Consider the following 13,285-nt stretch of genomic DNA (forward strand, 5'->3'; position numbering starts at 1 on the left):
TAGGCGTTTTTTCGCTTGATTTCATTTGGTTTGATTCTCAAGCTGACGGCTATTGGAATCTTAAGGAGCTAGGTTTGTGGCTAAGATAGAGGAAATTTACGCTCCTTTAGAGCGTTCGCGGGTGGGTTTAATCGAAAGAAAGTCCTCTATTGCGGAGGAGCCTGGGAGTTCGAAAAATAACAACGAAGACGCGGCTATTGTTCGCATCAGCTCAAAGTCGCTAGAAAAGCAGTCACTGAGAAGCAGGAATAGCACGGAGAGCGAAGAAGCTAAAACAACTTCCCGCACTAAGCAGCAATCTGCTGCCAGCAAAGATACAAAATTAGATGAGCATGAACGCCAGGAACTCGAAAAGCTAAAAAAACGCGATCAGGAAGTGCGCCTTCACGAGCAAGCTCACCTTGCTGCCCTGGGAGCACATAGAGCTGGCGGCGCAAAATTTAGTTACGACGTAGGCCCTGACGGAAAATCGTATGCCGTCTCCGGCGAAGTTCCGATAGACGCCTCCAAAGAAGAGTCTCCTGAAAAAACAATAGAAAAAGCCAGAACTATCCGCCGCGCGGCCCTAGCACCTAGCGATCCGTCTGCAGCCGATAAAGCGGCAGCAGCTCAGGCTAATAAACTTGAAGCCGATGCAAAGAAGGAACTAAAAGATAACAAAGCCGCGAAATCTTCTTTTCATGTCACAGTATAGTCCAGTTTTGGAATAACTTATCTGAGACGCTGGTGTAGTCGGCATGAGAACGCCCATTCTAGCCGAGGTCCACTGCGCGAATACAATTTTACAGGCGTAAACGCATGTTGTTTTAGATAGATTTTGGTAGAAGCCCTAACTCAGTAGCGCAGGGGCTTGTGTAACTAAATCGCTTGTCTTAGAGAGAATAGTCTTATGCGGCAACGAAAAGCCCTGTTGATAGCGGCCTTGGTGGCAGTAGCTGTAGTCATCGTAGCAGGTATATATATTGTTTATTATAAACAAATCACCGCTATTTCTAGCAGCAGCCACCTAACGAATTTTAAGGATTTGCTTGGCAAGCGAATTCTAAAGGGCATCGTAATTGGGCTAATAGCCGCTATCGCAATTGCTGTTATTGTTTTAAAATCCACTTCAAACAGCCTTAAGAAAAATAAAAGCAGCGCTGGTCGCCCGAACAGATCGCGGAGCAACGAGTTAGGCTCTGGCGACTTAGCTAGGTTGGAGCACGTAAGGCGCTGGATTACCAAGACCGGCGAACAGGACACTTGCCTCTACGTTAGCGATCTAAAAGGCGCTGACGGGATTCTCCTAAAGAAAGGCCAACTCGTCATACCGAGAGAGGAACGAAACCGCCATGTGCTAATTATTGCAAAAACTGGTGGCGGAAAAACCAGCAAACTAATCCTTCCCGTTTTATACAACGATTGCATGTGTCCCGTTCGCTCTACAATCGTTCTCGATTCCAAACCCGAAATGTGGTCAAAGCTAGCTGGCATGACAGCGAAGTATAATCCACAAAAAAAGATTCTTCTCTTTAATCCACTAGATAAGTTGAGAAGCCTCAGTTGGAATATCTTGGCTAAAGTCGAGGACGACACGGACGCCAAGCTAATTGCTAACACTTTAATGATGGCAACTGACAATCCAAACTCAAAAGCAGACACGCCATTTTTTAGAAACAATGCCCTGCAACTGCTTAACGCAATGATGGTGGGGCTCCTAAGAGATCCAAACGAGCGCCTTTCCATGCCTCGCGTCCACGAGTTGACTCATTGCGGAATAAAAAACCTTTGCGACTGGCTAGAAGCTCGTCCAGAGGCTATTAGAAACACTCGCACGTTTGTAGAACTTGCACGCAATGGCTCGCAAAATGCCGATACGATCATGTCTGAACTAGGCATGAGACTAGCGGCCTGGGACTTAAGTGCAATCCGCAGTACGACATTCATGGACGAGCTAAACCTCGAGGATCTCATACAACACCCTAGCCTATTTATTATCGAACTTCGCGAAAGTGAACTGGAAATGCTTCGCCCAATGGCAAACGTTCTTGTGATAGAAGTTTTACGATTCTTGACCAAACGAGCCGAACAAATGCCCAAGCAAACACTCCCGCGCCCTGTGGGCTTGGTAATCGACGAGTTTGCTAGCGCCTTGGGCCGATTGCCAGATATTCACGTAAAGCTTAACACCTTGCGGTCGCGCAATGTGAGCATAGTTGCTGCAATTCAATCAATAGCCCAAATTAAATCGAACTACGATAAAGAAGCCGACCCCGTTCTTGCCGGCTTTAACACTAAGATACTAATGCCAGCTCTCGACTTCCAGGACTCCGAATGGGCGTCTAAAGAAACCGGAACTATGACGGTGCGATTTAACGTCGGCTCTCAAGGGCATAATCGACGCATCATCGACACTTTTGCTAGCAAGAATACTGGCCTCCAAGAACAGGTCCAACAGCGCGCCGTATTAACACCTGATGAGATTGGACGCCCAGTCGATAATGCAGCGACGTTCTTCATGCCAAACACGCCAGTATTTCAGGGCCATCTAATACCGTTTTATAAAATCCCCGAAATGTCTAAACACCTTGCCACGAGTGAGCAAGAAGGCGAATTTTCCTTGCGACAGCAGCCACTAGAGTCTGTAGATAATGACTCTGCACATGAAAGTCCTCTCACAACGCCTGATGCTGCGGGGAAAGATGACGAACGCACCACTAGCACTAACACGGCTGAGATTCGCAGCGAATTGGAATCAGTTAAGAAAAAGATTGGCTGGTCAACCACCTCGACCGCGGCAAAGGATTGGTGGAAGTCATTTGAAGAAGCTAACGGCGACAATTTAAACATGGTGTTAACGCTAACTAAGGAACTGCAAAATAGAGAAGTAAAGATTAACGATTTCTTCGATGCCTTGGTAAAGAGCGGCAAAAACAAAATACCCGAAATTCTTGCACACATGGACGCTCGCCTGCTTAATTCCCTAAAGGAACGAGTGGGCTGGGCAAGGGCCAGTAGTTCAGCGAGACAGTGGTGGGAAACATTCGAGAAAGCTAACGAAAGCAACGTCATCCCCATAATTAAGCTCTGCCGCGATTTACATAAAAGAGATGCAACCATAGAAGAGTTTTTCGATACATATGCCAGTATCAACACTAGTTCGATTGATGATGTGTTGCTCCATATTGATGTAAAAAGGGACGAGGAAGAAGCCGAACGAAGGCGTCGTGCCAAAAACAGGGAACGAGAGCGAGAAGTTGAACCAAAACGAGAACGGCCTTCGGATGAGACACGTGAAGAGCAAGCTAATCGCTCTATCAGCAGGGATAAGGATGATATTGTTGACGATTGGCAGACATTCGCAGACGATGAAGACACTGTGCTTGAAAGCGATAATGGATCGGAGCGAGAAAATTTTGGGGAGGAAGAGGATAATAATATTGCCGACGACGTAGACGATGGTATTAACGGCAATTATTCTATGAATTCAAGCACTTTATCTGAAGAGGCCGAAACTGAAGATACAGACATCTCCTCCTTGAGCGATTATATAGAAGAAGACGCTTACCACAACAATGCTGCAATGGATGAAGCAATTGACCAGGCTAGATTCGAGGAAGAGGATAACGAACAAACTGAAAACAGGGCCGAGCATCTCTTTGCTGGCGAGGCTGCCGCCAAGAAACTGCACCTGGCATCCTACTTCGAGATGGGTGAACACTTTCTAAAACAGGGATTGGAAAAGGACTTTACCGCCTTAATTACTATGGCCAAAGAAGATTCGTTAATCAGCAAAGAGGATTTAGAGCACTTAATCAATTTAGGCACTAATTATGGCTTGCCTAAAGCATCTTAGTGCTCTCTTGCGCAGGCTCGCCAAGTCGGTAATTTGCGCTAAAACATGCATCACAAAAGTGCCGACTAGTGGCGTTCTTACCAACGGCACGATACATTCCCTCTATACTTAGATAACTAAGTGAATCGGCACCGACGTATTTAGCAATTTCTTCTACGCTATTACGCGACGCTATTAGCTCCGCCCGCGAGGGCGTGTCTATCCCGTAGTGGCAGGGACCTGTTGTAGGCGGGGAAGATATGCGCATGTGCACTTCCTTGGCCCCAGCTTGGCGCAACATTGAAACGATCTTTTTGCTAGTCGTTCCACGAACAATCGAATCATCTACAACGACAACTCTCTTGCCGGCTAAAAGCGCAGTATTGGCATTCAATTTCACCTTCACGCCAAAATCGCGAATGGATTGTTGTGGCTCAATAAAGGTTCGCCCTACATAGTGGTTGCGAATCAATCCAAACTCTAGTGGCACGCCTAGCTCTTCTGCATAGCCCATAGCCGCAGGCACACCTGAATCTGGCACCGGAATTACCACGTCCGCCTGTGCCGGACTTTCTCGCGCAAGCTCCGCGCCCAAGTTCTTGCGCACAAGGTAGACATTTCGCCCCTCGAGATTAGAATCTGGCCGTGCGAAGTAAATGTACTCAAATATACAGAAGGCTCTATCCGGAGCTGCAAAACGACTACTTTCTAACTTGCCCTCAGGGGTGATTTTCACAATCTCACCTGGCTCAATATCTCGCACAAAAGTTGCACCAATTAGATCGAATGCGCAAGTCTCCGAAGCTACGACATAGCCAGAACTCATGCTTCCAAGCACTAATGGCCTAACGCCATGCGGGTCTCGAACCGCATATAGATCATCTCCTACTAATATCGCTAAGGAGTACGCGCCTTTCACCTGCCTAAGTGCAAGCGCCAGCCTTTCGCTAAATGATTTATTGCGATCCACATGGGCAAGCAGGTGCAATATGACTTCCGTATCAGATGTGGTTGAAAATATAGCCCCATTATCTTCTAGCTGTAGCCGCAACTCTCGGGCATTCACAAGATTTCCATTATGGGCAACCGCAACTGACTCCCGACTCGAACTAGCGACCAAGGGCTGTAGATTCTGCCAATCCTTGCCCCCAAATGTCGCATAACGAGTATGGCCAACCGCGAAACTACCTAAAAGCTTGCTTAGTCTAGCTTCGTCAAAAACATCCGCTACCAGACCAGTCCCACGGTGCACAGAAAAGCGCCCTCCATGGCTCGCCACTATCCCTGCACCCTCTTGCCCCCTATGCTGCAAGGCATAAAGCCCTAAATAACAATATTTAGCAGCCTCCCCATGTCCGCTTACGCCAATTACTGCACACTTGTCGCGAAAACCTTCCGAAACATAAGCCATATAGCGCATTCACCTATTGGGGAATAAAACTCTGATCTGCTCGCATTTCTAAAATTGTGCTAGACAATAAATCGGATGCTACTTCTAAGTCGCGCAAATCGACAAGTTCTACCTGAGTGTGCATATAGCGATTTGGGAGTCCAATTAAGGCAGTAGCTACGCCACTTCTCGATATCTGCATTACATTTGCGTCCGTGCCAGTAGCCGCCGGCGAGCCCAATGGTTGGTATTTGAGTTTTTTCTTTTTGGCGACACTGCGCAACAGACTTTCGAGAATCGGGTTTATGTTAGCACCGCGCGCTATTGTCGGCCCTTCGCCCAACTTAACTGTTCCTATTTCCTTAGCATCAACCGCAGGGTTATCTGACGCATGGGTCACATCCACTGCAATACCTACTTGGGGATCTATATTGTAACAAGACGTCTTAGCACCGCGAAGGCCGAGCTCCTCCTGCACAGTGCTAACCGCATAGACCGCAATATCCTTGTCCTTTTTGGATTTCTCTGCACCAGCATAGAGCCTAAGCGTTTCCATCACCACAAACGCCCCCACTCTATCGTCAAGCCCTGGCGAGGCGATGACGTGATTTTGTAGCTTCTCCACTCCCAATGCATACGTTACCGGATCGCCAATGGTTACTAGCTTTTTTGCCTCTTCGCTCGTACTAACCCCTATATCTATCCACAACTTCGACAATTCAACCTTTTGTCCACGCTCAGCTTGGGTTAAAAGATGAACCGGTTTATGACCGATAACTCCTACGAGCGGCCCACCGTGTGTGTGAATTATTACCTTCGAGCCCGGAACCACAGACGGATCTATCCCGCCAACCTGACGAAAATAAAGGTAACCGTGCTCATCGATATGAGTGACCATCATCCCAATTTGATCACAGTGCCCGGCAAGCATCACTTTAAACTTACCCCCGGGATTAACAACCGCAATTAAATTGCCATGAACATCCACCTCAACGCGATCGGCGAAGCTCTTTACCCGCTTCTTAATAACTTTCTGAATTTCAGTCTCAAATCCTGAGACTGAAGGTGTCTCTAAAAGCTCAACCAAAAAATCAAAAGAATTTTTTTTCATCATGTACCTACCAATTCAACTCAACCCAAAGTAACGGACTGTATTCTATGCCATTTAACACTTTTACGGAACCAATGGCATAACGTCCAGCAATATTCTCTCTCTCCCACGCAATATTTAAACTTCTAGGCAACATGTAAACATCTGCCTCCAAGCGATTCGCCTCTCGAATCATGCGCCTGCGATATCGCCTATTTTCCTCCCCAAATAAAGCAGGCTGTTTTATAACACCTTTTGACACCTGCAAATAATGAAGCGATTTCAAATTCGAAGAAAATAACCCAACAATACTAGCTGGATCTCTTGGGCGATTTTCACAGATGACCTCGCCTTTCTCGCCTAAGCTACACGACCCATCCGATGCTCTAAAATCCTTAAGCGAAATACTACCACCGAGAATCTGAGAAGATGGGCTGTGCCTCTTACTAGCTCTGTCAAACAACCCAACCACCTCAACCGACTCCCCACTCAATCCTAACTCTCTATGCCGCTGAAGCATTAACTGCCGCATGCCATCGGCAAATTGCATACGGAATTCCTCGGTATCGGTCTTTCTACCTTGGATTCGCGATTCGAACTCCGCTGAAATTAATGAAATAAGCCGTGGTTTGCCATTGCCATTAGCTTTCACGCGAACGACTAACTCAGTAGGGGCTCTAAGAAACTTCTTTTCCTTAAAGGAGTCAAATTGTGGCAGCAGCTTATCAGTATGCGAAACGAGAGAGACAAATTCCACAGCAGGCTCTCTCAATAAAAAGCCATTTCGAATAGACTGAAACTCCACATTGCCAACAAAAGATACCCACTTATGCGCATCATCTACCATTAACTTACTAGCAAGCCGCGACAATGCACTTTTTGCTGACTTTCTGTCAAACGCCAAAATGCCTTGCACTGCCACGACATGACACTTAGCTGTGTCGATTGCCGATATAAAGCTCTTTTCGCGCTGAGCATAGTCCTCCAACGGCTTTCTTAACAGCTTACGCATTTGTGCCTTTTTCCCATAGTAATGAAAGTTTAGGCTACAAATTCGAACTTCAGCCTCACCTCGCCCGCCACCGGGGGTCTCTAAAGCCCGCTGCCGCAGGTAGCGACGAACTCGACTTTTCTGCTTTGCTAACGCTTTTTTTAATCTCAGCTGATTCTTCTTTGACGGATAGTACTTACTCTTGTGATGGTAAACTGCTATTGGTTCCGTTGGGTCTGGCTTGCCAACGTTATCGAACTCATCTTCTACTATGACGTATTCACGAGAGCTAGGCCGTTTTGACGAGGTTTCTGAAGAGCTACTTCCGCTTAAAGCTGGGGTAGGAACCCAAACATCTAGTGGCAAAACACTTTCGTCCTTTGGTACCGAATTCTCTGCATCTGATTTACCTCCCAAATCCGAACTGACACTCGAACTTGAAAATGTGCTAGCTGGCGGCGCTTCGGCAAGGGCGACATTCCAAAAAAAAGCAGTATGAAGACAAATAGGAAACAAAACAAATCGCAATTTAGCGCGAGGCATGTAGCAAAAGAAAAATTCTCCACCCCTATTCGCGAACAGCATCCTGTGCGTAAATATATCCCCGCTTCCCCTGCACTGAGCGGACTTCAAGCCAATGCCCCATTCTTGCAATAACTTGAACTTTCGCATCTCGCCTCAATTCTGCAATTACAGCTCCAAGTGACGAAGGAGCCTCAATTACTCTTGTCTCCACTATAGTCCTATATACAAGAGGCGGCTCAAATCGCTCTACATTATAAGCTTTCAACTCTGATCCGTCGAGCGTTTTCGGAAGTTCAGAAGCACCGCCCGCGCTCGTCCTTTCTCCCCCCTCCAAAGCTGGCCCATACAACCGACCATCGGGACCGCGCACATAGCGCGAAGAGGACTCTCCATTATTGACCATGCCCAGATCCTCTGACTTTGTTGTCCTTAGTTCTTCTAGGCTAAGCTCTGGCACGTCCTCCAATCTTGCTGAATCTCGACCACTCGTCTCCTTAGGCGACTTCAATGCCCCTGTAGGCGAATCGCCTTTTTCGGCATCGGTTGGTTCTGGACGCATCAATTCCTTGTCAACAGCTTGTGCGGTTGCCAATGGCTCGACGGACTGTCCATCCTTTAACGATGTCTCGCTAACATCAACTTTTAGTCGCTCGGCCAGGTTATTCAGGCGATCGCGAACCGATTCGAGTTCCGAGTTATCATCCATTACCTCACCATGGCGCGCTACGAGTGGCATAGCGACCTCCGCCCTCGCGAGCTTGCTCGCGGCAACAGCTATCGCTGCATTAAAGGCTGCAACCTTTTTGGCTTGCCGATATTGCGTTACTGCAACGCCACCGCCGACTAGCGCCAACAACAAGACAAATATAACTAGATAGGCAACGAGATGTGGTTTTGTGCGCTCGGCGTTCGGAAAAAGTTCAGGCGACGTGGAGGTGATTGGAGACGCCATTTCAAGCTCCTTAGCAGGACTCTCCAGATGGCCATTTGCACACAGCTTTTCCAAACGGCTAAGACGCTCGTTAACATCAGAAAGCTTTTTCTTAAGCTCATCTATATAGGACTTGTTTCCACGGCGATCTTCTGCGCGCTCTAGCTCGCAACTGATAGCCTTGGAAAAAAGCCTCGCCAACGCCACCCGTTCACTTGAGCTAGCCCCATCGTCAGCCTCCAAGAAACGACTTGCGCGACCTAGCATCACAACGGCAAGACGCCACTGCTCGCGCTTTACTAGTCCAGCTCCGAGTTTAGAAAAGACGCTTGCACTTAACCTGGCTAGTTTTTTTTCTCCTTCTAACTGCGGCATGATTTCTTCAAGCGGCGCGCTTAATGCACTTAGAGGAAGACCGCCAACGCCAAGTTGGCAATATACCCACCAAAGCCTAGTTTCAATGCAATGTGGATCGTCTACTAGAGAGCGATCGATTAGGCTTAACGCCTCAGAAAATTTACCATCTCTAATGTATGACTTCCAGAACACCCCACCGTTATCATTAGTAGCATCGATATCCACACTTATATTAACTATATGGCTAGACACGTCAGTCATTAGCGGCTAACACCCAATATGCTTAAACCTAAAAGGCCTCAGTTGCCAAATCATACCCTTACTGCTGTTATGAGTTTTGGTTCCTCAAATAGAACTGATATACCGTATAATGAAATAAATTTAATAATATAATGTCGCATTCTACTATAAATTACACTTAATATGCTAGCGATATATCGGCATTCAAACTTGATAAGAGTGCTAATTCTTTCGTTATTTTTAGCACTTAGCATGAGCTCGTGCTTTGCTATGGGTATTCCCGAGCATTTTGCCCCGCTAACGCAGCAAAGGGTTCCAAGTGGCGGCCGAGGCGGGCGGATCGCTAGCGCTGGATTTAGCTTTTCTAGGCATCGCGATCTCGCGGCAAAAAGCCAAGGAAATCCGCGCGTTCTCCTCTTACAGCCAAATCTCCACGATTCGCCAAACACCACTCTTAAGCCTAAGGAAGTAGAATATTTCGGGCATCAATACGTCTTCGGCATTATTCCTCTTACTCGGCTTTTTTTTGCTCATGGAACTAATAGCTACGTGATGGAAAATGCAATTGAGGAGCTCGAAACAAGGGGCTGGAATGTCTTTTTGGCTAACGCGCGCGACATGAAACGAGCGGCAGCCCTTGTTAGGCCTGAATGGATAATTATGCCAATGCTTCCTACCTTTAGCCTAAATGTTTACGATTTGCTGCTCCTTAGAAACATCGATATAAGGGGTTCCTTGAGGTTGGATTTTTTCATGCCAAATCGAGCTCACAACGGCACCTTGAGTTTTAGTTCCAGCACTAGCATAACTGCGATGCAGCATAATACTTTTAGAAATAAGGGGCAGGCACCTATCCTTAGCCACCTTGCAAAGGAGGCCATAAAGAAAACCATGGGCGAGGGTTTAGACGGCTACCATGCCCGTTACTTCTATCACTCTCCAAGAAGTCAGATTTATGGACAAGGCGAAACAAGCGATAATTCTATTCTCAATGAGGCTAAGGCTTCTAAAGATGAAATATTTCTAATTTCGCCACCCGAGATAAATCCGGCTTTGCCAAGTAAAATTAAATCCAGCCTTTCTTCCAGTTACGGCTTCACACATTTGCCCCCCTTCTCGGAGCAAGAAATTTCTCGTTTGGTCCAACGAGGTCTCCACTCTGGCTTTACCGCTGATGGCCACACGGTCGTTTCCGCAAGCGCCAGGTCTCCAACTTGGTTAGGACGCAACTTACGCGTAGTAGAGCTCGAAAGTAACATCGAGAACATAGAACTCTTGGAAGCTAAAAACAACGCGAATGTCCTAAAGCTAACGCTTAGCTTCACTTTTAGCGACTTGTCGAAGGGTGCACCGCACTCTATTTCAGTGCTGAACGAGCTTACTTGTTCGGCGCAAGTTATTAACGAGAAGCAAGTTGATGGGCATTGGATTTTTGCGCTAGAGAATGCGGCAAACAGTATTGGCCTAGAAGTTTTAAACAGAGGAGCAAATAGCGAGGCAGTTAGCTGTGAGTAGGATAACATTAGATAGGAGAAACTTACTAATTGCTACTTTCTTAATTGAAGGTGCTTTGATTTTCGTTTCGCTAATTTGGGCGAAGCATAGACAACTTATTTTGTTTAACAGGTTTGACTACGTATATATTGCGTATGGCGTCTTGTTATGTTTTCCGCTTTTTCTTTTAAATGCAATATTTTTCGCCAAAGAAAGCAGTAAATGGGAGGCAATTCTCAAATGCCAAGAGTTTAAGGACGAAATTGCAAAACCCTTGGCAGACAAGCTCGACATCGGTTCAGCTTTCATAGTATCCGCCCTAGCTGGCTTTGGCGAGGAAATGTTTTGCCGCGGGATACTTCAAACTGAGTTTGGCATAGTGATTGCGAGCGCAGCTTTTGCGATTCTTCATTTTGGTTCAGCCGTAAAACATTATTTATTTATCGCCGCACTTTACTTGCTAATTGGCTTTTATTTTGGTTTCATCTACCTCTTTAGCCAATCAATTTGGACGCCCATCATCGTGCATGTTGTTTATGACTTCGTAGCCATACTTTACCTGCGATATTTTTACGAAAAACCTTCGCCTAACAGCAATATTCGATAGCGTACCAGCAATTTGAACTCTCGTTTTCCAGCACTGCCCTTTTGCCTAAAACTTTCGCTTTTGCTATGCAACTACCATGAGTGAAGAAACAGGTATTTTATTTAATAAGTTTGTCAATATCATTGCTCGTTTAAGAGACCCGCAGGGGGGATGCCCTTGGGACTTGAAGCAAACGCATGAAAGTTTGCGGCCTTATATCGTGGAGGAAGCATACGAAATGATAGATGCCGTGGACGGAGGAGACGACAAGGAGCTTTGCCAAGAGCTTGGTGACGTTTTGCTTCAGGTAGTGCTTCATGCTCGGATAGCAGAGCAGCGCGGTGCATTTTCGATTGGCGACGTAATTTCAAGCGTCTCCGAGAAAATGCTGCGGCGCCATCCTCATGTTTTTGGCAATGTGTCCGTTAGCGATGCAAATGAAGTTGTAAAGAACTGGGAGCAAATTAAATACAAGGAGCGCACAGAGCAAGCCAAAGGTTTGAATACGTCCTCAGAGGACAATTTTCCAGAGACTCCTTCGTTGCTTTCTGGCGTTCCATCTGCCTTACCCGCGCTCCTTCAGGCCGAACGTTTGGGCGAAAAGGCAGCTCGTGTGAGCTTCGATTGGAAGAACGTTAGCCAGGTATTTGAAAAAGTTAAGGAAGAGATTTCTGAGCTAGAGTGCGAAGTTGGCTACTTGTCCAATGAGGGTGAGTCTAAGCGTGGATTTAACCGAGATGCCATAGAGCACGAGATCGGGGACGTCTTGTTTTCGCTCTGCCAACTCTCGCGTTGGCTAGACTTAAGCGCGGAAGACTGTTTGCGAAGCTGCATAAGGCGCTTTATCGCCCGATTTCGCAAGATGGAAGCCGAGCTAGGCGAGAAAATTGCCTCACTTGGCTCAGAGGACCTCGAAAAGGCTTGGCAAAAAGCAAAAACCGAGCTAGGCAGTGCGTAATTTGTGACATCATCGGACTGCATCAATTACTTTACTTTTCTATGAATTTTGCTAATATTTGCGCTCTTTATCGTTATATTATTAGTTGATAGTTACATAATTTTTTGGATAGGAAATGGCCACACATAAATCTGCGGTAAAGCGTCATAAACAGAGTTTAAAAAGGCGAGAGCGAAATCGAGTTGCCAAGGCGACAATTCGAACCACTATAAAAAAGGTTCGCGCCTTAGCTGAGAGCGGTAATTTGTCAGAAGCGAATAAATTATTTGTTAAGGCTAACTCCCTATTAGACAGCGCAGCTAGCAAAGGCATTATTCACAAGGCCAATGCCCAGCGCAACATTTCTCGACTAAGTCAGTATGTAGCTTCAGTTAAGTCGGCATAAGGCCAATTCCCCGATTGCTTAATTTTTGGGCGTGTCGACCAATACACGGACGACACGCCCATTTGTAACATCCAAAAGAGCCAGCGCAGCCCAAAAACTTACCCTCGGAGCCTGTGGGCTAATATAACTTACTTAAAGTGCCTCATCCTAACATACTAAAATCACATAGACTTTCGAATCGCTAAGATCCTTAACTTGAAATAATCGGAACCTCGTTGCAAAAATTTTCGATAATAACTCCAGAGATCAAAAGAGTATCTCACGAAAGGAGAGATAACGGCTTTCCAGGTTTATACCATTTACACCGATTTTCACGGCAAAGTTAGAACCCTAAAAAGCTATGAGCGAGAAGCGCCTGAGAAGACTAGCTGTCTGTTTCCCAACCAGGGTATAGGTATCTGATTGGTTTGTGCCATGGCTGTTAAGAGTGCAGGCAGGGTGCGTTTTTTCTTCAGGCTCACTTGAACTTGGTTTTCGTTGATCTCGACGTCTGCGCTATTGTGTATGAACTGAGTAAAGAGGGA

At 46.4% G+C, this 13,285-nt stretch carries 10 protein-coding genes; 6 read left to right on the top strand and 4 right to left on the bottom strand.

Annotated elements, in window-relative coordinates; genetic code table 11:
• Positions 1 to 76 precede the first annotated feature (76 nt).
• A complete protein-coding gene (locus IT291_02135; GenBank protein MCC6220020.1) occupies positions 77 to 694 on the top strand; it encodes a hypothetical protein in 618 nt (205 codons plus the stop codon).
• A 195-nt stretch (positions 695 to 889) separates the two neighbouring features.
• The gene (locus IT291_02140) at positions 890 to 3,835 is read left to right on the top strand and encodes a type IV secretory system conjugative DNA transfer family protein (protein ID MCC6220021.1); all 2,946 of its coding nucleotides are present in this window, start codon (positions 890 to 892) and stop codon (positions 3,833 to 3,835) included.
• Here IT291_02140 and IT291_02145 read toward each other — a convergent pair.
• Genes IT291_02145 through IT291_02160 form a run of 4 tightly spaced genes read right to left on the bottom strand, consistent with a single transcriptional unit; the run spans position 3,822 to position 9,359 of the window.
• Positions 3,822 to 5,234 (bottom strand): amidophosphoribosyltransferase, encoded by a 1,413-nt coding sequence (locus IT291_02145; GenBank protein MCC6220022.1) that lies wholly within the window; start codon positions 5,232 to 5,234, stop codon positions 3,822 to 3,824. The genes IT291_02140 and IT291_02145 overlap by 14 nt on opposite strands.
• Positions 5,235 to 5,238: 4 nt before the next feature.
• A complete protein-coding gene (locus tag IT291_02150; GenBank protein ID MCC6220023.1) occupies positions 5,239 to 6,315 on the bottom strand; it encodes a M42 family metallopeptidase in 1,077 nt (358 codons plus the stop codon).
• Between the two features lie 7 nt (positions 6,316 to 6,322).
• Positions 6,323 to 7,957: a hypothetical protein gene (locus IT291_02155; GenBank protein ID MCC6220024.1), complete on the bottom strand. Its 1,635-nt coding sequence runs from the start codon at positions 7,955 to 7,957 to the stop codon at positions 6,323 to 6,325.
• A complete protein-coding gene (locus tag IT291_02160) occupies positions 7,854 to 9,359 on the bottom strand; it encodes a hypothetical protein (GenBank protein ID MCC6220025.1) in 1,506 nt (501 codons plus the stop codon). The genes IT291_02155 and IT291_02160 overlap by 104 nt, the downstream gene beginning before the upstream one ends.
• A gap of 231 nt (positions 9,360 to 9,590) precedes the next feature.
• Between IT291_02160 and IT291_02165 the strand changes: the two genes are divergently transcribed.
• From IT291_02165 to IT291_02180, 4 genes are all read left to right on the top strand, one after another.
• A complete protein-coding gene (locus IT291_02165; protein MCC6220026.1) occupies positions 9,591 to 10,853 on the top strand; it encodes a hypothetical protein in 1,263 nt (420 codons plus the stop codon).
• Entirely contained in the window at positions 10,846 to 11,439 is a 594-nt protein-coding gene (locus IT291_02170; GenBank protein ID MCC6220027.1) for a CPBP family intramembrane metalloprotease, read from the top strand. Before IT291_02165 ends, IT291_02170 begins: the two co-directional genes overlap by 8 nt.
• A gap of 76 nt (positions 11,440 to 11,515) precedes the next feature.
• Positions 11,516 to 12,376, top strand: a complete 861-nt coding sequence (gene mazG, locus IT291_02175) for a nucleoside triphosphate pyrophosphohydrolase (GenBank protein MCC6220028.1) — start codon at positions 11,516 to 11,518, stop codon at positions 12,374 to 12,376.
• Positions 12,377 to 12,491: 115 nt separating this feature from the next.
• Complete coding sequence (locus IT291_02180) at positions 12,492 to 12,761, top strand: 30S ribosomal protein S20 (protein MCC6220029.1); 270 nt, start codon at positions 12,492 to 12,494, stop codon at positions 12,759 to 12,761.
• Positions 12,762 to 13,285 lie beyond the last annotated feature (524 nt).

The organism is Deltaproteobacteria bacterium (assembly GCA_020845775.1).
Lineage (GTDB): Bacteria > Bdellovibrionota_C > UBA2361 > SZUA-149 > JADLFC01 > JADLFC01.